This is a genomic window from Roseibium sp. RP-7, from assembly GCF_053005225.1.
Genome location: NZ_JBRKQA010000002.1, coordinates 157665 through 182304 on the forward strand (window position 1 = coordinate 157665; position 24640 = coordinate 182304).

21 protein-coding genes are annotated in these 24640 nt (G+C 59.3%); 8 read left to right on the forward strand and 13 right to left on the reverse strand.

The genetic code is table 11. The annotated features are described in order from the left end of the window. Positions 1–31: 31 nt before the first annotated feature. Positions 32–1210, reverse strand: a complete 1179-nt coding sequence (locus tag ACVDG9_RS15375) for an aminotransferase (protein ID WP_447238383.1) — start codon at positions 1208–1210, stop codon at positions 32–34. Between the two features lie 179 nt (positions 1211–1389). Here ACVDG9_RS15375 and ACVDG9_RS15380 point away from each other — a divergent pair, with 179 nt between their 5' ends. Next, a complete protein-coding gene (locus ACVDG9_RS15380) occupies positions 1390–3174 on the forward strand; it encodes a hypothetical protein (RefSeq protein WP_447238384.1) in 1785 nt (594 codons plus the stop codon). 23 nt (positions 3175–3197) lie between these two features. On the opposite strand, the gene ACVDG9_RS15385 is transcribed toward ACVDG9_RS15380, so the two are convergent. The 3 genes from ACVDG9_RS15385 to ACVDG9_RS15395 form a co-directional block, all read right to left on the reverse strand. Then, positions 3198–3890 carry a transporter substrate-binding domain-containing protein gene (locus ACVDG9_RS15385; protein WP_447238385.1) on the reverse strand — a complete coding sequence of 231 codons (693 nt, stop codon included), beginning with the start codon at positions 3888–3890 and terminating at the stop codon, positions 3198–3200. A gap of 47 nt (positions 3891–3937) precedes the next feature. Further along, complete coding sequence (locus ACVDG9_RS15390) at positions 3938–4681, reverse strand: substrate-binding periplasmic protein (RefSeq protein ID WP_447238386.1); 744 nt, start codon at positions 4679–4681, stop codon at positions 3938–3940. 237 nt (positions 4682–4918) lie between these two features. Continuing rightward, on the reverse strand, positions 4919–5587 hold the full coding sequence (locus tag ACVDG9_RS15395; RefSeq protein ID WP_447238387.1) for a substrate-binding periplasmic protein: 669 nt from the start codon (positions 5585–5587) through the stop codon (positions 4919–4921). Between ACVDG9_RS15395 and ACVDG9_RS15400 the strand changes: the two genes are divergently transcribed. The 4 genes from ACVDG9_RS15400 to ACVDG9_RS15415 all read left to right on the forward strand — a co-directional run bounded on the left by ACVDG9_RS15400 (position 5580) and on the right by ACVDG9_RS15415 (position 11527). Continuing rightward, the gene (locus ACVDG9_RS15400; RefSeq protein WP_447238388.1) at positions 5580–5984 is read left to right on the forward strand and encodes a hypothetical protein; all 405 of its coding nucleotides are present in this window, start codon (positions 5580–5582) and stop codon (positions 5982–5984) included. The two genes, ACVDG9_RS15395 and ACVDG9_RS15400, sit on opposite strands and share 8 nt — an antisense overlap. 74 nt (positions 5985–6058) lie before the next feature. Beyond that, positions 6059–7597: a SulP family inorganic anion transporter gene (locus ACVDG9_RS15405; protein WP_055656639.1), complete on the forward strand. Its 1539-nt coding sequence runs from the start codon at positions 6059–6061 to the stop codon at positions 7595–7597. A gap of 172 nt (positions 7598–7769) precedes the next feature. Further along, positions 7770–9584, forward strand: coding sequence for an adenylate/guanylate cyclase domain-containing protein (locus ACVDG9_RS15410; protein WP_447238389.1), 1815 nt, complete (start codon positions 7770–7772; stop codon positions 9582–9584). A 116-nt stretch (positions 9585–9700) separates the two neighbouring features. Next, positions 9701–11527 carry an adenylate/guanylate cyclase domain-containing protein gene (locus ACVDG9_RS15415; RefSeq protein ID WP_447238390.1) on the forward strand — a complete coding sequence of 609 codons (1827 nt, stop codon included), beginning with the start codon at positions 9701–9703 and terminating at the stop codon, positions 11525–11527. A gap of 51 nt (positions 11528–11578) precedes the next feature. Here the strand turns inward: ACVDG9_RS15415 and ACVDG9_RS15420 are convergent, their stop codons facing one another. The 3 genes from ACVDG9_RS15420 to ACVDG9_RS15430 all read right to left on the reverse strand — a co-directional run bounded on the left by ACVDG9_RS15420 (position 11579) and on the right by ACVDG9_RS15430 (position 15139). Next, positions 11579–12148 (reverse strand): cytochrome b, encoded by a 570-nt coding sequence (locus ACVDG9_RS15420; RefSeq protein WP_023000943.1) that lies wholly within the window; start codon positions 12146–12148, stop codon positions 11579–11581. Positions 12149–12462: 314 nt separating this feature from the next. Then, positions 12463–13578, reverse strand: coding sequence for a helix-turn-helix transcriptional regulator (locus ACVDG9_RS15425; protein WP_447238391.1), 1116 nt, complete (start codon positions 13576–13578; stop codon positions 12463–12465). A 175-nt stretch (positions 13579–13753) separates the two neighbouring features. Beyond that, on the reverse strand, positions 13754–15139 hold the full coding sequence (locus ACVDG9_RS15430) for a homospermidine synthase (protein ID WP_023000941.1): 1386 nt from the start codon (positions 15137–15139) through the stop codon (positions 13754–13756). Between the two features lie 46 nt (positions 15140–15185). On the opposite strand from ACVDG9_RS15430, the gene ACVDG9_RS15435 reads away from it, so the two are divergent. Next, entirely contained in the window at positions 15186–15929 is a 744-nt protein-coding gene (locus ACVDG9_RS15435; RefSeq protein WP_447238392.1) for a hypothetical protein, read from the forward strand. A gap of 97 nt (positions 15930–16026) precedes the next feature. Here ACVDG9_RS15435 and ACVDG9_RS15440 read toward each other — a convergent pair whose 3' ends face one another. Together ACVDG9_RS15440 and ACVDG9_RS15445 are read right to left on the reverse strand one after the other, a co-directional pair. Continuing rightward, positions 16027–16578: a GNAT family N-acetyltransferase gene (locus ACVDG9_RS15440; RefSeq protein WP_447238393.1), complete on the reverse strand. Its 552-nt coding sequence runs from the start codon at positions 16576–16578 to the stop codon at positions 16027–16029. A 10-nt stretch (positions 16579–16588) separates the two neighbouring features. Then, on the reverse strand, positions 16589–17719 hold the full coding sequence (locus ACVDG9_RS15445; RefSeq protein WP_447238394.1) for a type III PLP-dependent enzyme: 1131 nt from the start codon (positions 17717–17719) through the stop codon (positions 16589–16591). 705 nt (positions 17720–18424) lie between these two features. On the opposite strand from ACVDG9_RS15445, the gene ACVDG9_RS15450 reads away from it, so the two are divergent. After that, positions 18425–18805, forward strand: coding sequence for a VOC family protein (locus ACVDG9_RS15450; RefSeq protein WP_447238395.1), 381 nt, complete (start codon positions 18425–18427; stop codon positions 18803–18805). A gap of 28 nt (positions 18806–18833) precedes the next feature. Here ACVDG9_RS15450 and ACVDG9_RS15455 read toward each other — a convergent pair whose 3' ends face one another. Next, on the reverse strand, positions 18834–20486 hold the full coding sequence (locus ACVDG9_RS15455) for a pyridoxamine 5'-phosphate oxidase family protein (RefSeq protein ID WP_447238396.1): 1653 nt from the start codon (positions 20484–20486) through the stop codon (positions 18834–18836). 76 nt (positions 20487–20562) lie between these two features. Then, a complete protein-coding gene (locus ACVDG9_RS15460) occupies positions 20563–21183 on the reverse strand; it encodes a glutathione S-transferase family protein (protein WP_447238397.1) in 621 nt (206 codons plus the stop codon). Between the two features lie 176 nt (positions 21184–21359). Here ACVDG9_RS15460 and ACVDG9_RS15465 point away from each other — a divergent pair, with 176 nt between their 5' ends. Further along, the gene (locus tag ACVDG9_RS15465) at positions 21360–22256 is read left to right on the forward strand and encodes a LysR family transcriptional regulator (RefSeq protein ID WP_062488416.1); all 897 of its coding nucleotides are present in this window, start codon (positions 21360–21362) and stop codon (positions 22254–22256) included. Here ACVDG9_RS15465 and ACVDG9_RS15470 read toward each other — a convergent pair. After that, the gene (locus ACVDG9_RS15470; protein WP_062488415.1) at positions 22234–23865 is read right to left on the reverse strand and encodes a sensor histidine kinase; all 1632 of its coding nucleotides are present in this window, start codon (positions 23863–23865) and stop codon (positions 22234–22236) included. The genes ACVDG9_RS15465 and ACVDG9_RS15470 overlap by 23 nt on opposite strands. Continuing rightward, positions 23862–24584: a response regulator gene (locus ACVDG9_RS15475; RefSeq protein ID WP_447238398.1), complete on the reverse strand. Its 723-nt coding sequence runs from the start codon at positions 24582–24584 to the stop codon at positions 23862–23864. Before ACVDG9_RS15475 ends, ACVDG9_RS15470 begins: the two co-directional genes overlap by 4 nt. Positions 24585–24640: the final 56 nt, after the last annotated feature.

Here is a 24640-nt window from a genome sequence, read left to right on the forward strand (position 1 = left end):
TTTCTCATTTCCAAGGTTTCACACTATCAGGCTAAGCGGATTCGGCCCGGGCCGCAGTCAAAAATGCGGAAAGACGCGCGAGCGCTTCGTCGATCACGGCATCCTGCTTGCAGAAGCAGAAGCGAATGTAGCCTTCAGGCGCATCCGATCCATAAAAGGCAGACACGGGAACTGCCGCAACACCGGCGTCCGTGACCAGGGTTTCACACGCCTCGACGTCGGTCCGTCCAAGCCCCAGCCCTTCGAACCCGCAAGTCAGGAAGTAGGTTGCATTGCAAGGCAGAACGGAAAAGCCGAGGGCGGCAAGGCCTGCCGCCATGCGGTCGCGCTTTGCGGCAAGGTCTTGCGACAGGCCATCGTAGTAGCTGTCGTCCTTGCGCAGGCCATAGGCAACAGCCTTTTGCAGATGTGGCGGTGTCGTGAAGGTCACCCACTGGTGCGCCTTGGCAATCGGATCCATGAGCGCGGCATGCCCGGTGACATAGCCGACCTTCCACCCGGTGAGCGAGAAGGTCTTGCCCGCGGAGCCGATCCGCACCGTGCGCTCGCGCATGCCGTCCAGCGTCATCAGCGGTGTGTGCCTATGACCGTCAAAGACGAGGTGCTCGTAGACTTCGTCACAGATCGCATAGGCATCATACTGGCGGCAGAGAGAGGCGACCAACTCAAGCTCTTCGTCTGAAAACACCTTGGCCGTCGGGTTCATCGGGTTGTTGATGAGAACTGCCTTGGTCTTGTCGGAGAAGGCTGCCTTGAGAGCTTCAGCATCCAGCGACCAGTTGGGCGGGGTCACCCGGACGCGCACGGGAATGCCGCCGGCCTGCTTCACCAGCGGCAGGTAGCAATCGTAGAGCGGTTCGATCAGCACGACCTCGTCACCCGGGGATACCAGAGCGAAAATGCAATCCGCCAACGCCTCGGTCGCACCGGAAGTCACCATCACTTCGGTTTGCGGATCGACCTCGAGACCGTAGAAACGGCGATTGGCCTCGGCAACGGCCTGGCGAAGGTCCGGTATTCCCAGCATGGGCGGATATTGGTTCGGCCCCTGCAACAACGCATCAGCCGCCGCCTGCCGGATATCCACCGGCCCGTCGACATCTGGAAATCCCTGTCCGAGGTTCACGGCCCCATGCGCCATTGCCAAGCGCGACATGGTCTCGAACACGGTGGTGGCAATGCCGGTGAAGACCGGATTGGTCGGCTTCATGGTTCCTCCCGAGCGTCTTTTCGCCGGTTCTAATCCTACCCGCGTTTGCCGTCGAGCTTTTTCATTTGAACGAGGCCCAGGCGCAGTTCGACCACCACGTGTCACATGAGTGTCGTTGACTCAGTCCATCACCCGCAGTCAGATAGGTTCCGCATCGGAACCTTGGCGGAGGAAGCGTGATGCTCGGCGTGATTATTGGAATTGTGGCAATCCTTCTGGGAGCCAGCATCATTCTTCGACGAGCCGGAGTTCCCGCCGGCGGTCACAGGCTGGTTCAAATTTTTTCGAGCCGGTTCATGGGCATCATTCTGGTGCTGATCGGCGGCTTCATGCTCCTGTCCTCTTCCTTCATCTTGGTGGACGCCAACAGTGTTGGTCACCTGAAGAGGATCTATGCGTTCGAGGAGTTACCCGAGGGCCGCATCATTGCCCTGGACGGCGAAAAAGGCCCGCAGGCCCAGATCCTCGGGCCCGGCTTTCATTTCATTCCGCTTGTCCGGGTGCTCTACGATTTCGAGGAATGGGACGTCGTCACCATTCCCGAAGGCTATTATGGCCAGTTGACCGCACTCGACGGCGACGCCATGCCCTCCGGCATGTTCATGGCACCGGCAATTGCAGATGCGGATGTCGGCGACATGCTGAAGGCCGACAGCTTCCTGACAAAGGGCGGTTTGCGCGGACCGCAGGAAACGGTGCTGAAACCCGGGCAATACCGTCTGAACCGGTATCTCTTCGACATTCGCCTCGATGAGAATACCAACGCGACGATTATCCCCGCCGGGCACGTGGGTGTGGTCAAGTCCAATGTCAGTCAGCCCGGCATCAATTGCATCGAGGAAGAAGTCTCTGCCTCCTCTGTTTCCCGCGAGGCGCTTACCGTTCCCCTGGTACCCAGGGGCTGCGTCGGCATCTGGAAGGACCCGCTCTTCCCCGGGGCCTATTACCTCAACCGGCAGGCCTATGAAGTGACACTGGTCGATACCCGCGTCCAGACCTGGGAATACAAGGGCGGCTACGTAAAACGCATCATCGATCTCTCGGTCGATCAACAGGGCAATATCCAGCAGAACGAACGGTCCGTGCAGGAACAGATCCCCAGCGACGCTGCCGACCGGGCGGTCTACGTGAAGGTGGAAGGCTGGGACATTCCCCTGGAACTGCGCGCCCTCGTCCAGGTCGACCCTGACAATGCACCCGTGGTCGTCGGCTCCGTCGGCGGACTGGAGGAGATTGAAAACCGCATCCTGACACCGGCCATCCGCTCGATCGTGAGGAACGTCGCCGGTGCCTCGATCCGCGTGCAGGACAAGAATGCCGACGGGACGCCGGTGCAGCCTGCGACCTACACCGTGCGCCCAACCAAGGTTCTGGATCTCATCGAAAACCGCGATGCCCTGGAACAGACCATCGAGCAGCAGATCAAGATCGAAGGCAACAAGGCCGGCGTCGACATTCGCGAGATCCGTCTGGGCGAACCGGCCATCCCGCCGGAACTGCTGGTCTCCCGCCTGCGCGTGCAATTGGCCGATCAGCTATCCACCGCCTACGAACGCGAAACGGATGCGCAGCAAAAACGCATCGAAACGGAACAGGCGCGTTCCACGGCGGACGAACAGCCCCGTCTCGTGGAAGCCCAGATAGCTGTGCAGGTAGCTAATCAGCGCGAACAGGAACGCGCGGCCCTCGGCCGCGCCGAGCGCCAGTATCTGGAGGAACTTGCCCGAGGCCAGAGAGCGCAGGTCGACGTTCTCGGCCAGGACCGCGTAGCCCTGCTGCAGGCGCTGGAGAAACTGCTGACCTCGCTGGAACGCAAACCGGAGCTGGTCGGCCTCGTCGGCAAGCTTGTTCCCAATACAGTTGTCGGTGGAGACAGCGGCTTTGCCGGTGCGGCCGCCCTTCTCGGTGCAAGCCTGGGCCAGGCCCAGCAACCGGCAGCTAACCGTACATCCGGCGGGCAGTAATCCGGATCAGCGGATTGGCCCGCCTAACTCGGGCCATCCCCGGTATCCTTGTCCTTCTCACCCAGGACGGCGCGCAAGGCCTCCTCCACCCGAGGCACCAGATCCCGGTGCCGCTCGTGAAGGTAATGATAGAAGGCATATTCCTTGCGGCTGGACGGGAGAGAATAAGCATCCTCAAGACCGAACCTCTCTATCATCTCCTTCGCCCTCAACTCGCGGACGAAAACCAGATCGAGTCGCTTCTGTTTCAGCATGAGAAACAGCTGCTCCGGTTCTTCAGCCGACCATACCTCAGCAAACCCGCTGGCCGCCATTTCGCCAAAGACAGCCCCGCGCACATGCCCTGCCCGCAGGGATTTAAGATCCTCCAGGGATTTGTCCTTCAGGTCTGCGCGGTTGGTGTAACCGTAGGCCACAACAGAAAGCAGCGGCACATCCAACCTGACGAGGGTGGGATAACGGTCCCCCACAGAGCCGATCCGGATCACTTCGCCATCGGTTTTGCCGGAGGTGGATTCCACCAGTGCCCGGCTTGGCGTGTTTTCGACAATCTCCAGTTCGATCCCAAGGCTCGAATAGGCTTTCTGCAGATAACCGACCGCCACCGGGGTCAAACCGGGAGCCTCAAACCCGGACAGCACAATTCTCTCGCCAGCGGAAGCGGCAGTAGCCAGAAGGAACCCGGCCAGCAGACATATGAGCCTCTTCGTGCACATAGTGTTCCTCGCAGCGTCTCGTCGGCCGTGCAGCCTGCGTAAAACCTTCAGCTCAAGCCGGTCTTGTGCAGAACGTGTCCATCTTTCTCCGGTGCCGTTTCACCGACACCGTCGGTTTCCTCACCCACTGGCACAGCCAGCATTCTTTTCAGAACTGCTTCGATCCTGGGCACCAGATCCGCATGTTTTTCATGCAGATAATGATAGAATGCGACCTCCTGCAAAGACGGTCGCAACGGGAAGACACCCACCAGTTTCCGGTCGCGGATAATGCGCCGCCCCGTGCCCTCCCCGGCAATGACAAGGTCGATCCGGTCTCGCTGGAGCATCTCGAACAATTGTTCGGGCGTATCTGCGGTCCATACTTCGGCAAACCCATCTGCCAGTTCAGCGGCGAACCGTGCGCCCGCCACATGACCAACCCGCAAATGCCGGAGCTGCTTGAAGGACTTGCCGCGAAGCTGAGGCTTGTTCGCATAGGCGAAGGTCCGAGCCAGGATAATCGGAACATCGACACGCAACAGGCTGCTGTGATCGGCTTCGATGGTCCGGATCCGCACCAGTTCACCGTCGGTCTTGCCGGAAGCTGAATCCAGCAGTGCCCTGCGAGGGCTGGTGATAATCGTCTGGATGCGGATGCCTAACTCCCCATAGGCCTGACTTAGAATACTCTCGGCAACGGGGGTCAGGTTTGGAGCTTCAAAACCGGACAGCTTGAGAACGTCCTGTGCCCGGGCGCTGGACATCAGAAGAAGAACGCTCAGCATGGCGCAAAACATGAGCCGATGCATTCCGCCCTCCTTAAGCTGCCTGCACGACAATTTCGTTCACAACAAGCCGTTTGACTGCGGTCACGTCCTCCGCAGTCCGGTATCTAGAGCAATAACCCTACGGGACAATTTGCAGACTTTCCAAGCTGATTGCAATGCGGTTGTACAATCTATTGAGAATAACCAATAACGTGCGCTTACACGCCTCTCCATCTGCCAGTCAGGAAAAGACTTCAAGGATCGAAAGATTTGGCAACGTCAGGAGTGCGAGCCGTAATAGTCCTCTGCAATCTTGTCGATGAAGCCTTCGTCGACTAGCTCCTTGATGACACGGTTCAGTTCATCAAGCTTTGCCGCCCAACCCGATTTCTTGGAAACACCGAGATACAGGTCGACCGAGTTTCCCGGATTATACGGCGCCTTTTCAATCTTGTCGGCGAACCCCTGGCGTTTGATCAGGTAATCCACCTGGCAATCCGTACCGATCATGATACCGAAACGCCTCTTCATCAGCATGTCGATCAGGATCTGCTCCTGCGCAACGCCGACCTTGTCCAAAGACCTGTCCTTGTCGAACCTTTCGAAGTAGGCCGAATGCAACACGTAGCCGACCTGGTATGGCGCCAGGTCTTCGTAGCTCCGGATCTTATCGGCTTGTCCCTTGATGGTGTAGAAGGCGGTCGTGCATCTGAAATAAGGCGTATCGGTATAGGCGATATATTCTGCCCGGTCCGGACGGAAAGCCAGCCCGGTCATGACATCGACGCCGCCCCCTTGCATTTCGGTGAGCGCCCGCCCCCAGGGCATCTTGGCAATCCGGAGCTCGGCTTCTGTGCGCCTGGCAACTTCGTCCATCAGGTCCAGATCCAGCCCGATGAAGGTATCTCCCTCCGAAATCCGGAAGGGCGGCCAGTCATCGGTGGCCATGATCATCTCGTCCGCGCGTGCGGCACCTGCTGACACCGCAAGCAAAAAGGAAAAAGCAACGCAACAGATACGAGAAATTGACACAACAACAACCCCAAATAATCAGAGAATTAAAGTTGTTACCCAATTTCATCAAATATTATCGCTCGTATTATTGCAACATCGTAAATTGTATCCAGCAAGAACCAATTCTTCTTCCTTAACGGAAAACTCCTGTCATACACGCGCTTTACTGGCTCAACAGGCAACCATCGAACCTTTATCAAGGAAGAACCCCGGTCAACGCATGGCTGCTCCTGCCTGGCCCGCCTTGCTGCGTTGCAAAAAATCGATTAGAAGGTGGCAACTTGATCCAGGTCAAAAGTGGAAATCCGGGCAGGGATTGGCGCTGACCTAAAAAACCACACCAAATATCCGGAGCAGCCCGTGTCAGCACGCGCGGAGGCCGTTGCGCCTGAACAACCGTTGAAAATGGATGCGTCCCGCATCAAAACCGAACTTCTGGCCGGGCTTACAGTTGCCCTGGCGCTCGTTCCCGAAGCCGTGGCCTTTGCCTTTGTTGCCGGCGTAAATCCGCTGGTAGGTCTCTATGCGGCGTTCTTTGTCGGTCTGATCACGGCCTGTATCGGTGGTCGTCCCGGCATGATTTCCGGCGCGACCGGCGCACTGGCCGTAGTGATGGTCTCCCTCGTCAGCCAGCACGGGGTGGAATACCTTTTCGCCACCGTCGTGCTGATGGGCCTCATCCAGATCGTGGTGGGCTTGCTGAAGTGGGGCAAGTTCATCCGCATGGTGCCCCATCCGGTCATGCTTGGTTTCGTCAACGGCCTTGCGATCGTGATCTTCCTTGCACAGCTTGGCCAGTTCAAGGTTCCAGATGGCGCTGGCGGACTGACATGGATGGAAGGCTCCCAGCTGTATCTGATGCTCGGCCTGATCGCCCTCACCATGGCTGTTATCTGGTTCCTGCCCAAGATCACATCGTCTTTCCCAGCGCCGCTTGCAGGCATTCTGGTTGTCTCCGCGCTCGTGCTCGGCTTCAACCTCGACACCCGCTCGGTTGGCGATCTCGCCTCGATCGCCGGCGGCCTGCCGGATTTCCACATTCCCATGGTGCCGCTGACGCTCGACACATTGCAGATCATCCTGCCTTATGCCGTGATCCTGGCAGCCATCGGCCTAATTGAATCCCTGCTGACGTTGAACCTCGTGGCCGACCTGACGGGCACCAAGGGCGGCGCGTCCAAGGAATGCCTTGCACAGGGCACGGCAAACGTCGTGACCGGCTTTTTCGGTGGCATGGGTGGCTGCGCCATGATCGGCCAGTCCATGATCAACGTGAAATCCGGTGCACGTACCCGGATTTCCGGCATTGCCGCAGCTCTTTTCCTGCTGTCCTTCATCGTCATCGCCTCGCCCTTGATCGAACGGATCCCGGTCGCAGCCCTGGTCGGCGTAATGTTCATGGTGGTCATCGGCACCTTCGCATGGACCAGCCTGAAGATCATGCACAAGATCCCGCCGATCGACGCGCTTGTGATGGTCATTGTCACCTGCGTCACCGTTTATTCGGATCTCGCGGTCGCTGTTGTTGTTGGTGTGATCATTTCCGCGCTTGCTTACGCCTGGAATGCAGCCAGCCGAATCCGTGCCCGCATCGGCACCAGCAAGGAAGGCTGGAAGGTCTATCGCCTGACCGGCCCGCTGTTCTTCGGCTCCACCACTGGCTTTGCCGATCTCTTCGATCCGTTGAACGATCCCGAGGACGTTGTCGTCGACTTCATCGACAGCCGCGTGGTCGATCATTCCGGCCTGGAAGCAATTGACGCCCTCGCCTCGAAATACCTTGCTGCTGGCAAGCGCCTGCACCTGCGCCACCTGTCGCCGGACTGCAAGAAGCTGCTGGCCAAGGCTGGCGACCTTGTCGAAGTCTCGGTCCTTGAAGATCCGGATTACGAGATTGCCGTGGACTACGGTCACACGTTCGACCGGGCAGAAAAGACTTCCTGACGCACGCTTTTCCAAGCGCGAAAAACCAAGACCCGCACGGTTTCGCCGTGCGGGTCTTTTTGTATCTGAAAAAGGTTTCAAGTTTCCGGTGCAGTTCCCCGATTGCTACGCGCAGCGTAATTTGAAAGAGATATCGGCTTACGACAATACAGCTCACAATCGGGACGTCACGGTGCCAGCACGCAGGAAACTCTTCATCACACCGACCCTTGCCTCCGTCATCGGCAGTTTCGTGCTGGTGACCGCGGCTGCGATCCTCTTCATCCAGGCCGTCACTTCTTCGGAAGTCGTCAGGAGAATGGGCGGTGAGTTGGTCGATATCGGCATGGATGCGGCCGAAACGGCGTTTGTCGAGCAGCTTCATGCCATCACCGAAACTGCCGAATTCACCCGACTGACCTATGAGCGCAAGGAACTGCCGGTCGACGACCCCGATCTCATCCTGTCTTACCTTTACGGTGCACTCGCCCCGATGGAGCAGGTCTCCTTTCTGGTTCTGGTAGACGAAAATGGCGAAGGCGTTGATGTCGACAGAGGCGATGCGGACGGCAAGCTGCTGGGCGGCAACGTCAATCTGGCGAAGGATATTCCGATCCTGGCTCCGCTGGCGGAACGCGCGAAAAAGCAGTCTGGTGCTTTCTGGAGCGAGCCGTTCTACATGCCGAACCGCGAGCACACCTATTACGTCTTTGTGCGCCCGCTGCATGAGGGCAAGACCTACCGTGGCAGCCTGATGATCGGCATGTCGCTCGACAGAATGTCCGAGATCACCTGGCACGTTTCGACAGACGACATAACCGTCTTTCTCATGAAAGAGGGATCAGACGAAATCGTCGCCCATCCCGACCTTCACAAATCCTTCGATGACCTGACAGCAGAAATGCCTCTTCTGAATGTCGATCGTTTGCCCGATGCCTTTCTGGCTGGCTTCAAGGACATGCCGAGGGTCAAGAATGAGTCCTTCGACATTTCCGAGAAACTGGCTGTCTATTCCGGCACTGCCCCTGACGGCGCCGAACGGTTCGTGATCCTTGAACAGAAGAACGAAAACCTTTTGGGCCTTCCGGTCAGGATCGGTGTTCACTTTCCGGCCGAGTACCTTTCCCAGCCGCTGAAACAACTGCTGATGGCGCTACTTGTTGGTGGCGGACTGCTCGTGCTGTCGCTGCTTGGCGCAGTTTTGCTGGCGAGACGGATTGCAAGACCGGTGCAACGTGCTTCGGTCGCGGCAAGAGAAGTGGCGGGCCTGAACCTTTCGACCGTAGCCCCGCTGCCTTCCAGCATCATCCGGGAACTGGACGACCTGTCCAAGGGCTTCAATGCCATGTTAGGCGGCTTGAAAGCCTTCAATCGCTACGTTCCGGGCACACTTGTCAGGAAACTTCTGAGCGAAGGCCGGGCGGATGCCCCGCCGGAAGAAAGGGAGGTTGCAGTGCTGTTCACCGACATCGCCGGCTTCACCTCGGCCTCCGAAGGCATGACGGCAACCGAAACCGCTGCCTTCGTCAATCATCACCTGTCCCTGCTCGGCGCCGAGATCACAAAGGAAGGCGGCACCATCGACAAATACATCGGCGACAGTGTCATGGCATTCTGGGGCGCACCGGAAAGGCTGGAAAATCCGGCAGAGCCTGCGGCCCGTGCGGCAATCGGCATGGCCCGTGCCATCCGGGAGGACAACATTGCACGCGTTGCCCGCGGTGAAGCGCCTGTTCGTATTCGCATCGGCCTTCACATGGGCCCGCTCGTGGTCGGCGACATCGGCGCACCGGAGCGGGTCAACTACACGGTCATCGGCGACACGGTAAACGCCGCTTCCCGGCTGGAGAGCCTCGGCAAGGAGATCGACGGCGACGCCGATGTTGTGATTCTCGTCTCCAGCGAGATCGCCAAGCGTCTCGACAGCAGCATCGAGCAGGAGGCCATCGGACTGCACAAGGTCAAGGGGAAATCGGCAGCGGTCGAGGTCGTTCGGCTGCGTGGCTAGCTCCGAGCCGATCATCCGTTGCAATCCTCACGGTTTCATCCGGTCACCCGTGCTTTGCCTCGCCACGTTATCAGGGTATGGGTATTGCGTCGAAATTCAGTACGCAGGCCAAGCACTTGCCCTTTAACAGGCGCCTTCACATCACGCCGACGCTCACGACGGTCATCGGTGGTTTTGTCTTCATCACCGCTGCGCTTGTCCTGATCGTTCAGGCGGCCACGTCCGAAAAGGTCGTGCGCAACCTGGGCGGCTCGCTGATAAACTCGGGCATGCACTCCCTGGAGCAGGCCTTTTCCGCCCAGATAGAAGCCGTCGAGGAAGCAAGCTCCTTTACCGCGGCAGCGCTTTCCACCGGCAGCATCCTGTTGCGCCATCCTCAGGAAGTCGCCGACTACATGTTCGGTGCGCTGTCGGCCATGGAGCATGTCTCCTTTGTCATCGTCGCCGACAGGAACGGCAATTTCATCCAGGTCGACCGGGGCCGAGCAGACGGAATTCTTGTACCCCAATTCGTGCCGAAGACGGACGAAACGCATGCCCTTGCGGGTCTGATCTCGTCTTCAAGGGACAAGACAGCCCCCTTCTGGTCTGGCCCGGCCTTTTATCCTCAGCGCCAGCACACCTATATCGCTCACGTTCAACCGATCCTGTCCGACGGCCCTGACGGCAGTGATTACGAAGGCCTCGTCCTGATGGCCATGTCCATGGAGCGCTTGTCGGAAGTCACAAGCGACATCTCCACCGGCCTGGTTCAGGTGTTCATGATCAACCCGCAGACCTACGGTCTGATTGCTCATCCTGCGTTGTCAGAGGTCTTCAACCTTCTGTCGCCGACAAGTCCGCTGATTGAACTCGAGAACGTCCCGGACACTTTTTTGCAAACCCTCAAATCGACCGAAACAGTCGATGCATCAGGCTATGGGATACGCCAGGGACACGAAATGCGTGCCGGCTATGATGCCCTTGGCAACAAGCGGTTTGTCGTCCTCCAAAGCCCGGACCTCGGCCCGACAGGGTTGCCGATTTCAATCGGCGCCCATTTTCCGGCGGAGGTTCTCGAGCAGCCGCTTGAGCAATTGAGCGATGCGATACTGATCGGCATCGCCCTTCTCGGACTGTCGCTGATCGGCGCCGGCTTTCTTGCCCACCGCATCGGCCAGCCGATCCGCCGGGCAGCGCTTGGGGCAAGGGCCGTCGCGGATCTTGAGCTGGACTCTGCCGAGCACCTGCCAGGCAGCTTCGTGCGCGAACTGGACGACCTGGCCAACGGTTTCAATTCCATGGTCAGCGGCCTGACCGCTTTCAGCCGGTACGTACCCAAAACACTGGTCAGGAAACTCCTGCGTGAAGGCCGGGCGTATGCGCCGCCGGAAGAACGAGAAGTCGCGGTTATGTTCACCGACATTGCCGGTTTCACCTCCGCCTCCGAAGGCATGACGGCAACCGAAACCGCTGCCTTCGTCAATCATCACCTGTCCCTGCTCGGCGCCGAAATCACAAACGAAGGCGGCACCATCGACAAATACATCGGCGACAGTGTCATGGCATTCTGGGGCGCTCCGGAACGGCTGGAAAATCCGGCAGAGCCTGCCGCCCGTGCGGCAATCGGCATGGCCCGTGCCATTCGGGCGGACAACATTGCACGCGTTGCCCGCGGTGAAGCGCCTGTGCGTATTCGCATCGGCCTTCACATGGGCCCGCTCGTAGTCGGCGATATCGGTGCACCGGAGCGGGTCAACTACACGGTCATCGGCGACACGGTAAACGCCGCTTCCCGGCTGGAGAGCCTCGGCAAGGAGATCGACGGCAGCTCCGATGTAGTGATCCTCGTCTCCAGCGAGATCGCCAAGCGACTTGGCAACACCGTTGAGTACCGGTCCATCGGCCAGCATCAGGTAAAAGGCAGAGTTGAGCCCCTGGAGGTGGTGCGGCTCATCGATTGACGCTCGCCACTGGAGGAAGCGGCGAGCGCTACCCAGCACTGGCTGTTCGGTTCAGAGGATCCGGTAGAGTGTCCGGTCACGCCTCAGAACGTGGTGGAACAGTACCGCGCCAATGTGAAGGGCAAACAGTGCCAGCAACGCCCATGCACTCCAGGAATGAATGGCCGACAGTGTCCCCGCAATGTCTGGCGACTTGCCGATCGGGCTCCAGACCGGAACCAGTCCGAACCAGCTCAGCGGAAATCCGTGGGCGTTTGTTGCCAGAAACCCGCTCACAGGCATGACGATCAGAAACAGATAGAGAAGCCCGTGAACGACGCTGGCCGCCAGTCGTTCCAGAGCCGGGCCCTCTTCCGCCGGCTTTCGAGCAACAAGCTTGTTGCCGACACGAACCAGCATCAGCCAGAGCACCAGAAAGCCGAAACTTTCGTGCAGCAGGTAGAAATCCAGGGACACATCGCTTTTCACGAACTTGATCACGTAACCCAGTGGCCATGTCGCCAGAACCAAAGCGGCAATCATCCAGTGCAGGATCCTGGTGGTTCCGGCATGACGGCTTTCCGGTCCAAGGGGATGCGCATCGGTTCGCGAAGTCGTTTCCATGGAATTCAGCACTGTCATTGTCCTTTTTATGTCTCAACAGCCCGGGTTCGTTTTGCGCCCGGTTCCTTCACGGTCGGCTGCCCGCCAGGTTCGGGTAGATGGCAACCGTTGTCACCAGCGTTTGAACCTGACACGAGCCCTGTCACCGTCTCTTGTTAGCTCATCCCCTTCCCGGCCTCCTGTGACCAGCGACACTGCCCGAACAGCAGGCGCAAACGGTCTTGACATGAAACCGGGGGAAACAACGCAAGGCGGCCCGGGTCCGGCAAGATCAGCGACAACGGATCCAGTATAAATCTGTCAGGCATTCCGGATGGCAAGAGCTTCGCAGGTCAGCGAAGACGGAAGAAGCAGAACCGCTCGACCAGCCGCAAAAGGTCTTTCTGCGAGCGGCAGTTGGCCTTGGCCATTGTATTCTTCAGGTGTTTTCTTGCGGTGTCGAGTGAGATGCCGCGCTCAACGCAATGTTGCGACAGATCCTGCCCGGACGCGATTGCGCCAACCACAAGCTCCTCGGAAGGTGTCAGGCGGAACAAGCCGGCAAATTGCCTGATCTCCGATGGGTCCGGCCCATGCTGCATGTGGAGCGGAATACACAGGACAGCCAGCATCGAGCCGCCACCACCGATCCCTCCGGGAACGGGCAGGAAGCGGACCCCGATCTGATGATCCGTTGTATCGGTGAGCGTAACGGTCTCGCCCGAAGGAACGCTCGAACGGAAGTGAAGGGCATCCAGCGCAAGCGCAAGACGCCGGTTCAAGGCCCTGTCCCGGAAGACAAGACCCCGGCTGCTCATTTTCAGAACCTGTTCTTGCTGCAAGGCTTCGGCCTGATCGTTCGCGAAGACGATCCTGCCCCCTGCGGTCACCAGGATTATCCCTTGCCCGCGTGCCGTCAGGAGATTGCCGAGCGTTTCCGTATTCGCTTTTGCTTCTGCCAGTGTCAGATGGATCCGCAAGGCCTGCCGGGTATGGCCGAGGATCAGCTGCTGAGCCTCGAGCTGATCTTTTTCCCAAGGCTCCTCTTCATAGAGAGAAAAGCCAAGCCAGCTCAAGCGATCGGGCATGGCGAGCTGGGCGCCAGTTACCTCGTAGAGTTCGAAAGGCAGCAGGTTCTCGTGATAGACGGGACTGGCCATCCGCTCTTCGTCGGTCCACAGGAGATCTCCGTGCAGAACTCTTCCGACCGGAGCTTCCAGAATGCGCGGATACCTGACATCAAGCTCTGCGTAAGTGCCCATGTAATCCTTGTGAAAATCAGGATCCATGCGAACCGTGACGAAAAGGTCGTCCCCCGCATCTGTCAGGTTGTTGGAGAAGAAGTGACAACTCTTTGCCTGGAGGGCGTCAGTCACCTCTTCCATGGCCGGCTTCCAGAGCTCCGCCGTAACCGCGGCCTCATAAAGGCCCCGGATGGCAGCGTTCAGTCTTGCCTGATCGACTTTCAACTTGCCCTCGCCGAATGGTTGCACCCTATGACGTATATTCTGCCAAGATCTATTTCAAGAATGTTATGTAGATCACAAAGTTTTCGCGTTCAGCGACTTTCCGAATTTCAACAAACAACAAAAAAGCCGCCGGAGTTATCCGGCGGCTATATTCACCAAAGGTTGCCCTTTTTCGCTATCGCACCAGAATGTTACGGAACTGCCAGGGATCCTTGGTGTCGATATCTTCCTTGTAGAAGCCAGGCCGCCCCTCCAGCGGAGTCCAGTCCGTATAATAGCCTTTGACCGGGCCAAGATACGGCAGCTGGATTTCGAGGCAGCGCTTGTAGTCCATCTCGTCCGTCTCGACGATGCCCGCTTCCGGGTTCTCCAACGCCCAGACCATTCCGGCCAGAACAGCCGAAGTCACCTGCAGACCGGTCGCGTTCTGATACGGCGCAAGGTCCCGGGCTTCCTCGACAGACAGCTGGGAGCCATACCAGTAGGCGTTTTTCTTGTGACCATAGAGCAGAACGCCGAGTTCATCGATGCCATCCTGCAGTTCACTTTCGTCGAGAACGTGCAGCGTCTCCTGAACCTTTCCTGCGGAGCCGAACAGTTCATGCAGCGAGAGCACGGCCACGTTCGCCGGATGATAGGCATAGTGGCATGTCGGGCGGTAGCTGACCTTCTTGCCGTCGCTCACGGAGAAGTAGTCGGCGATGGAGATCGCTTCATTGTGCGTGACGAGGAAGCCATATTGCGCGCCTGGCGTCGGGCACCAGGTCCGCACACGGGTGTTGGCGCCCGGCTGTTCCAGATAGATCGCCGCCTTGCAGCCTTTCTTGTGCTTCTTGGCGTTCGCAGGCTTCCAGGTTTCATGCGTGCCCCAGCCGAGTTCCGCAGGCTGGAAACCTTCGGAAAGGAAACCTTCCACCGACCAGGTGTTCCAGAACTCGCCGAATGGTTTCGGTTCCTTGGCTCGCTGGGTGTCACGCTCGGCAATATGGATGCCCTTGACACCCACCTTTTTCATCAGCTTGGCCCAGCCCTTCTGGCTGGACGGTTCCTTGAACTTGACGCCGGTATCGGTCGCGATATCCACCAGCGCCTTCTTCACGAACCAGGAGACCATGCCGGGATTGGCACCGCAGCAGGAAACTGCCGTAGTGCCGCCAGGATGTTTCTTCTTTTCGCGTCGTACGGCCTCACGCAGCGCATAGTTGGTCCGGTCGGCTGCCGTTGCGGTGTCGTCGAAGTAGAACCCCGGCCAGGGTTCGACCACCGTGTCGATATAGAGCACGCCAAGCTTGCGGCAGAATTTCATCAGGTCCAGCGATGAAGTGTCGACAGACAGATTAACGACAAACCCCTGCCCCTCGCCCTCCGTGAGCAAGGGCGTCAGTATGTCCTTGTAGTTTTCAGGCGTCAGGGCGACTTTTTCGAACCGGTATCCCCGGTCGGTCACCAGCTTGGCATCGCCATCAACCGGGTCGATGACGGTAAACCGGCTCTTGTCGAATTTGAAATGACGCTCGATCAGCGGCAGCGTTCCCTTGCCGATGGAACCGAGACCGATCATCACAAGAGGACCGGTGATCGTTCCGTGAACAGCGCCTGCTGATGCAGTGGAACCTGCTTTCGGTTCAGCGGCCTTCGAAGCTGCCGCCTTCGGTGCAGAAGCTTTAGGAGCGGCTGTCTTCGCCTTAGAAGCATTCGCTGCTTCCGGTTTCACCAGAGCCGCTTTTTTGGCAGCCGGCTTGGCCGCAGTCTTGGCCTCAGTCTTGGTCTGCGTTTTTGCAGCAGCAGGTTTCGGTGTCCTGCTTGTCGAAGGTTTTGTGGCCGCCACAGACTTTGCGGGCGCTTTCGCGTCAGCTGCCTTGGTGGCGGAGGCGGACGGCTTGTTGGTTGCGGGTTTCGCAGCAGCAGGCTTTGCAGAGGCCGTTTTGGCCGGAGTTTTTGCAGCAGCCGGTTTCGCAGACGCCGATTTCGCAGCCGCCGGTTTGGCGGGCGCAGCTTTGGCTGCAGCCGGCTTCGCAGACGGTGATTTGGCAGGTGTCGATTTGGAGCTTGCCGGCTTTGCCGATGCGGCTCTGGAAGCAGGCGTACGCGATGTGGTCTTGCGCCGTGTTGTTGGCTTTGCGGCAGCTTTTGCCGCCGGCTTCTTCGGCGCACCGTCGTTGGTGTCGTCGGTCATATGCGTAACTCCAATCCTATCCGATATGCCGCCCACATCGCTTCCAGAGGGTCCGGCCCGTTGGGAAATCCTTCAAACAGCAAAGCGCACTTATTGCGCCTTTGTTAGGTGTGGCTGGTTTCTGCAGGAATTTCAAGTCTTCTCGGTGAAAGCCCGTTCAAGGAAAGACAAATGACTGTCTCAAACCCTGTTATTTTTAAACAAACAAGCCTGTGCTTAAAAAACAAGAGACGGCGGCGAAAAACTTCGCCGCCGTCTCCAAGTCTAAAGCTTCAAATTGCTTGCGAAACCGAGAAGACGTCTTCCCGGGCAGCCGGCACTGCCATCGGATCCAGTACACCGGATGCCGAAAGCACACCCTCCAGGCCGTCAATGTGCCCTGGAGTGAACTCCAGTGCGAGGAAACGGTGATAGTCCACCGGTCCCGGCATCCCGACCTTGTCGAGAAGGCCCGCAGCAAAACCGAAGCGGGTATAATACGGCTGATCGCCGACCAGGATCACGGATCCATGGCCAAGCACGGCAGCCTGGTTGAGGGCGTGCCGCATCAGGCGGTCTCCGACCTTCAGTCCCCGGCAAGCCGGATCGACGGCAAGGGGTCCGAGCAACAGGCTTTGCGAGCCGTTGCGGTCCGCCACAGACCAGAGCCTTACCGTGCCAACGAGCTTGCCAGATTCGTCGATTGCAGAAAATGCGAAGACCGGAAGCCGGCCTTCACGCAGACGCTCGGAGGTTTTCCTGAAGCGGTCCTCGCCGAAACAAAGGTCAAGCAGACCCTCGCGGGCGCCGGTGTGATCCGGCGCCGCGTCCACAATATCAATCATGGCACTTGCCTCAGATGACGAAGGACGCCAGCGGCGCGAAGCCGTTGAAGCCGACCGTGGAATAGGTCGTGGTGTAGGCACCACAGGCCTCGATCAGCACCTTGTCGCCAATGGACAGGCTCACCGGCAGTTCGTACGGCGTCTTTTCGTAAAGAACGTCGACGCTGTCGCAGGTCGGGCCGGCCAGCACGCAAGGTGCGGTGGTGTCGCCGTCGCGCGGGGTGCGGATCGGATAACGGATCGCCTCGTCCATGGTTTCGGCCAAGCCGTGGAACTTGCCGATATCGAGATAGACCCAGCGCACTTCGTCGTTTGCGGATTTGCGGGAAATCAGAACGACTTCAGCTTCGATCATGCCGGCATTGCCGACCATGCCGCGGCCCGGCTCGATGATGGTGGACGGCAGACGGTTGCCGAAGTGCTTGCACAGCGCCTGGAAGATCGCTTCGCCGTATGTCGAAACGCCCGGGACGTCCTTCAGGTAACGGGTCGGGAAGCCCCCACCCATGTTGACCATTTTCAGTTCGATGCCGCGGAGCGCCATTTCCTGGAAAACGCCTGCTGCCATGGCGAGAGCGAGATCCCACGCCGTGAGGTTGGCTTGCTGGGAGCCGACATGGAAGGAAACGCCATGGGCGACAAGGCCGAGCCGGTGCCCGTGTTCGAGGACGTCGGGCGCCATTTCGGGGTCGCAGCCGAATTTGCGGGAGAGCGGCCACTCGGCGCCGACACCGTCGCACAGGACGCGGCAGAAGATTTTGGAGCCAGGGGCAACGCGGGCGATTTTTTCAACTTCTTCGACGCAGTCGACGGCGAAGAGGCGGACGCCATACTGATAGGCACGCGCAATATCCTTCTCCTTCTTGATCGTGTTGCCGTAGGAAATGCGGTCGGCGGATGCGCCGGTTGCCAGCACCATTTCGATTTCGCCGACGGAGGCGCAATCGAAGGAGGAGCCGAGGCTTTCCAGGAGCGACAGGATTTCAGATGCCGGGTTGGCTTTCACTGCGTAGTAGACGGAGGTGTCCGGCAGGGACTTGGCAAAAGCTTCAAAGTTGTCGCGCACGATGTCGAGATCGACAACAACGCACGGGCCATCTTCGTCACGTCGGCGGAGGAAATCGCGGATACGGTCGCTCATTGGGGGGCTCCCCTCTTTCTCAATCTCAGCCGCAGGCGCGCTAATCCTTGGCGTGCGCGCTGCGTTCACGTCGCAGGGTGCTGCAATGCGCACCGGGCCTCCCCCGGGATGGAACCGGAGGCCGGGTTGACTGCAGCGACGGTTGGGCTATGCGACTGCCAAGCAGCACAAAGCTTTCCCGCGTCGGGAAATGCCGTTGATTGGATCGGGAGAACCGAACCGCACGTCGGGCAATGATGTAACAAGTGCCTCTTCAGTGACGCCGGAGGTTGGAAACCCCGGCAGAGACCAAAAAAGCCCTCTTACGTCGTTGCTTTAAGCCGTCCGGATCTCAACTGCCCCGCCCCTTGGCGGATTGTCTGGCAGCGGCCCCTTAAGAGATGTCTTGTTGAACATCCCATGGACGACCACGGGCACGTGCGAATTTGGGCAAGGCGTATATGCGCCCGTTCGCCCCCCGATGCAATAGGAAATTTTCAGTTGCAGAAGGTTTTTTTCACGCTGAACCGGACGAATGGTCTTCAGAACCGAAAGCCTTGCCCGACCTTAACTATTTGCTAAAAATTGTGACAGTCCCGGCAGGCGTTTCGCGGTGCCTTGCCCGGTGTCTTGGATGCCGACCGGCATTGACTTGCCAGCCCTCGAGGGTCAGACAACAAATCACCACTTACCGGACCAAACGGACCGCTCGGGAAAGGCCAGCGCATGAAGATCGGAAAGCTAGACCACGTCAATCTTCGCACCACGCGGCTCGACGAACTGATCGCCTGGTATGGCGACATTCTCGGGATGGAACCCGGACCACGTCCCGATTTTCCCTTTCCAGGTGCCTGGCTCTACGCGGGTAACGATGCAGCCATTCATCTGGTCGGTGTTGAGGGGCCGGAAGCAACCGGATCCGAAGCCAAGCTGAAACTGGAACATTTCGCCTTTACCGCTTCCGGTCTGGAAGCTTTCGAAGCAAGACTGAACGAACGCGGCGAACGTTATCGCCGCTCCGTTCAGCCCGGCACGGGGACGGTTGCCATCAACGTCTGGGACCCGGACGGCAACCATATCCATGTCGACTTCACCCCGGAAGATTAACGACCGGACTGATACGCCCGGATCGCCCTCAGAAGGCTTCGAAGTGGATCCGCTCCTGCGAAACACCGAGCTGTTCCAGCCCGGACTTCAGATCAGCCAGGAAGGCAGACGGACCGCACAGGAAGTATTGCGTCTGCAGTGTGGGTGACAAGTCCAGCAGCTCTTGTGCCGTTATCCGGCCGACCGAATTATAATCCTGACCTGAAACGTCCGAAGGCTGTGGGCGGCTATAACGGATCTCGTGCCGAATGTTCGGCCTCCCCGCCGTCAGGCTTTCGACTTCCTGCCGGAAGGGATGATGATCGCCATCCCTGACACTCTGGACAAACCACACGGGACGGCTCCCGTCCTCACCAGCCAGATGATGCAGCATGCTCAGGAGCGGCGTGATGCCGATGCCCGCACTTGCCAGCACCACCGGGTCCTTCGTCTCCGGCAACGCAAAATCGCCAGCCGGCCTTCCAGCGTCTATGTATCCGCCAACCTGAAGCACGTCATGCAGGAGACGCGAGACAAGTCCGTTCGGCTCGCGCTTCACGGATATTCGATAGCGGCCTTCGGACGGATCGCCGGAAAACGAATAGCTTCGCTGGATCTTGCCATGGCCGGCAGGAAGGCTGAGTTCTATCGGCAAATGCTGACCGGCCTTGAACGAAGGCAAAGCTCCCTCGTCGCGAGCCTCGAACACAAACGACGTCACATCGGAACTTTCCCGGATTTTCTCTGCGAGCCGCAACGACCGGATTGCCGATGCTTCTTTCTGCCAGCGCAAATGCAAGACCGACGTCAGTTCAACGATTTCGTCGACCTCGAAGGACACGAGTTGACGTGCACCAGGCACTTTCGCCACTTCTTCCGCATCCCAAACGATCGTTGCCCGGCCGGTCACCTGCAACAGGCTGCCGCTTGCAAAATCCAGGAACAACAGCCCTGTTCGCGCATCCGCCAGAATGTTGCCGAGCGTGTTGTAGAACCTGTTGCCCGCATAGTCGGGGAAGATCAGCCGGCGATCATCCAGAACATGCACGAAGCCGCGTTCACCGCCCCGGTGAGACACGTCCATGCCGAAGGCCTCGTCTTCGCCCTCTCCCCGGTAGCCGGTTGCGATGAAGAACGTATCGGCGGACCTGATCCACGCCGATTGCGTCGCACTCAAACGCGATCCACGAACTGCTTCTCCCGAGACAGCTTCCGTGCTCCAGCGCACATCCCGTGCCCGGATATATTGCGGGCAATTTCCGAACGACTGCCCGACAGCAAACCGGAAACCGTCGGCCCCTGCTGACGCGACTGTCCCGTTGACGCGGTTGCGCCGCCGGGTCGCAAGTTCGATCCCGATGAACCCGACATCCGCGCCTTCGACAAATGCCTCTGCCAGGGCGTCTCCTGCGACAGGACGCGCTGAAATCGTCAACGACGCGGGATCGGGTGAGCGTACAAATCCGGGCCAGCCCTCCAGCACTGTCGCCCAGGGGCGACCGGCAGCATCGCGTGCCGAGGCGATCATGAATGGCTGGTCCTCGAAGAAGGCCCGATGCTGATCCGGCATGAAGCCGCGGATGGCACCACGCGCCCAACGCTCTACGTCCCTGTCGCCAAGTCGTTCCTGCACCTGGCGTTCGCCGTCATGAAACGGAGAAGGGATGACCGTCCGGTTTGCAGTCTCATCGATCTCAGCCATCGTCAAATCCTCTCGGTACCTTCGAGAACGCCAGACGCAGGCCCTTGCTCGCAAGGACCTGCAGTTCGGGGAAACGTTACGCGGCAAGGCCTGCCTTGGTCGCCGGCATGGCCACATAGCCCGGCAAGTCCTCGATGCGCTTCAAAAGACCGCGGATGCGCGGATAGGGTTCGAGCGAGACGTTGCCTTCCGGCGCATGCGCCGTGTAGCTGTAGATGGCGATGTCGGCGATCGTCGGCCGGTCGCCAACGAGCCACTCGCGGCCGTCCAGATGGGCTTCCAGGTTATCGAAAGCCACCTTGGCGACAGACTTCGCGCGTTCCGGATCAAGCGGCCGTCCGAAGACCGTGATCAACCGCGCCGCACCCGGGCCGCTGGCAAGTTCACCGGCGGCAAAGGCCAGGAAGCGATGAACTTCCGCTTCCAGATACGGATCTGTCGGCAGCCAGTCCGGCGCATATTTGCGTGCCAGGTAGACGAGGATCGCGTTGGAGTCAGAGAGCACGGTCGAACCATCTTCGATGACCGGAACCAGGCCCACCGGATTGAGTTTCAGAAACGGATCGCGTTTGTGCTCGCCATTGGCCAGGTCGACCTCGACCAGCTCGTAATTGATGCCGGTGAGGCTGGAAAAGAGTTCCACCCGGTGGCAGTGACCGGAGAGCGGAAAACGGTGGATCTTGATTGCGTTGGACATCGCCAGCTTCCTCTTGCCTTGAAGGATCTTCCTGCGGCCGAAGCGTCTTGGTCCGGTCCGCTGCCTGCAATATGCCTCCTGACTTGAATGGAGATAATCTTCGAATTCATTCAATGATTATGTACAAGTAGGGGATAAATAGCTGACGAGAGCAGGATCCGCCGAGGACAATAGTGATGGACAAGATCGAAACCATGCGAGCCTTCATCGCCGTCGCGCAGGAAGGGTCCTTCACAAGCGCGGGGCGACGGCTGGGCCTGTCGACCAAACTTGTCAGCAAATATGTCCAGCATCTGGAAGGCCAGTTGAAGACCCAGCTTTTCAACCGGACCACGCGCAGTGTGTCCCTGACCGACGTCGGCGCTGCCTATCTGGAACATTGCCGGCCGATCCTGGAGCAGATCGATGATCTGGATTCGCTTGTGCGTGAACGTCAGGGCGCCCTGGCCGGCCAGATCAGGCTGACGGCCCCGACCGGCTTCGGCAGCACGAGGCTGAGCGAGGCGCTTGTCCCTTTCCTGCGCAAGCATCCGGATGTCGAGGTGGATATGCGCCTGACCGATCACCGGCTTGCCCTGGTGGAGGAAGGCCTCGACCTGGCGATCCGCATCGGAGCCTTGCGGGATTCCACCCTGATCGCTCGCAAGCTGGCCGGCATGCCGCTGGTTCTTTGTGCCTCACCGGATTATCTGAAGCGGCACGGCAGACCGCAGGACCCAAGAGCCCTTTCAACCCATGTCTGCCTTGTCGACAGCAATCAGACCGAACTCAACACCTGGCGGTTTCATTCCGGGGACGAAGAGCAGGTCATTCGGCTGCATGGTGCCGTCCGCTCCAACTCTCCCGGAGCCCTGGCCCGTATGGCAATGGGCGGTCTCGGCCTCACAATCGCGCCGCTCTATGCCATCGAGGACGCCCTGGCGGACGGACGGCTTGAGCGCGTGCTGCCGGAATACAAGACCGACACGTTCGGCCTCTATGCACTCTACCCGCCCAACCGGCACCTGACCCGCCGTGTGCGTGCACTGCTCGATCATCTGGCCGCAGTGTTCAGCTCCCGCTGGCCGGACTAATGGCAGGCGACCTCACCGGAAAGAAGAGTTCGAAGGTTGCGCCACCGGCACCCGGCAGCAGTCGGATCGCTGCACCATGGGCCTTCAGGAGCGCCTGGACGATGCCAAGCCCCATGCCGGTGCCCCCGCTTTGCCGCCGGGTGGTGAAGAAGAGTTCGAAGACCTGGTCCTGATTGCCTTCGGAAATGCCCTCGCCATCGTCTTGCACCTGAACCGTCAGGCCTTTCTCGTCGGGCACGGCAACAATCGACACCCTGGACGCGGCGTGGCGGCGGGAGTTGTCGATCAGGTTTTCAAAAACGATCCGGGCGTTTTCCGCCGACATAGGCAGATCCGCCTCGCCGGACAGGTCGATTTCCAGCCCTTCGAAGCGTCTCCTGAGCGCGGTGGCAACTTCGCTCAGCCGACAACTCCCGCCGATCTCGACGCTGTCGGCCCGGGCGAGATCTCGAAGTCGGTTCAAGAGCTTCGAGGCACGTTCGGTATCGTGCAGGATATTGCCCAGGAACTTCTCCCTGTCCGCTTCGCTCAGCTCTGCCCCTTCGTCCTTCAACAGCTCCGCCGCACCCTGGATAGAGGTCAGCGGCGTCTTCAACTCGTGAGTCACGTGGTTGGCGAAGGTGGAGATATAGTCGTTCCGATCGAACAGCTTGCGCGACATGTCCAGCATGCTTTCTGAAAGCGCATGGATCTCGCGGTTGCCGTGAATGGCAAGCGGCACCAATGCCTCCCGCTCGCCATTACCGATCGCCAGAGAACGCCGTGTCAGTGCCTTGATTGGTCCGGTGATGGCGCGCGCGAAAATGAAACCGACGACAAAAGTCGCAGCCAGCACAAAGACCACGACCCAGAAGACGGCCTCGCGCTTAACGAACATTTCCTTGAGAATGTTGCTGGGTGTTCGCGAGGCATAGACAACGCCCGCGACCCGGTCGCTCACGATAATCGGCATCGCGACAAAAACGCGAACGCTGGTTCCCCGGCTGATGGAATAGATCGGCTGCGGGTTGTCGACGATGCGCTCGCGCAGCGCACTGGCATAATGTCCCGAAAGCGCTCTTTTGATCTCCTCCACATGGGCAAGCGACAGGCCGATATCCTCACGTCCGGCGATGATCACGCCATTGAAATCCAGCACCCGGAATCCGGCCAGGGTCTTCTTCTGAGTTTCCTGCAGGATGCGGTCCACGGCTTGTCCGGCACTCAGATATTCGAGAAGTGGTGGTTCGGCAGCCGGCCGTGGCGCCCCTCTTCCGGGCAAGACATTCGTGCGTGTCAGATCGAGTTCCGGAAGTTGCGGCGTCCAGCTTCCGCCCGGGTTCCGCAGATAGATGCTGCGACTGCCGGGCACCTCCGTAGCCTTCGCAACTTCCGGCCCCAAAGGCAGGTCGGCGCCACCGATCTCCTCAAGGCGCTGCGCCATTGCCGCGGCAATTGCCGCCGACTGCCCGATCAGCTCCGCTTCTGTCGTCTCGATGAGCTGGTTTTCATAGACGCGAAAGAAGGCGACACCTGCGAGAGGCACCAGCAGCATAATGCCAAGAACACCCGCCACCACGAGCGACAGCGGCGGACGCCATTTGTCTCGGAAGGTGCGCGACAGGATCATCCGCCGTTTCCATTCTCGACCCGGCAGGGCCCAAGTCGGAACCCGACGCCGTGCACGGTCTCGATGGCATCGCCGCATCCAGCGGTACCAAGCTTGCCGCGGATGTTGCGGATGTGGCTGTCGATGGTGCGATCGGAGACGTGGATATTATCCCGGTAGGCATTCTGGAGGATCTGCTCGCGGGTAAAGACGATCTTCGGCCGGGCCAGCAGGGTAGCCAGGATATCGAACTCGATGGCCGTGAGCGTGACAGGTGTTCCATCGACTGTCACATGGCGCTGCGACCGGTCAAGTTCGACTGCACCGAAACGCAGCGCAGGTAAGTCTTCAACCATTTCGGCAGCCGCGGGGGCGCCGTAGCGCTTAAGGATCGCGCCGACGCGGGCGATCAGTTCGCGCGGGCTGAAAGGTTTGGTCACATAGTCATCGGCGCCCAGTTCAAGGCCGACGATCCTGTCGATCTCGTCATCGCGTGCCGATAGAAACAGGATCGGCACTTCCGACGTGCGGCGCAGATGCCGGCAGACATCCAGCCCGTCCATTTCCGGCAGGCCGATATCCAGAACGATCAGGGACGGATTGCATAAAAGCGCCTTGTCGAGCGCTTCCTTCCCGTCAGCGGCAACTTCGAACACATAGGACGCTTTTTGAAGCGCGAAACAGATGACGTCCCGGATATGCGGGTCGTCATCGACAACAAGAATGGTTTGACCTGGCAAATGTCTCTTCCCGAAAAATGGCTCCCGCAGTTGCCTGCGGGAGCGTTACCAATAGC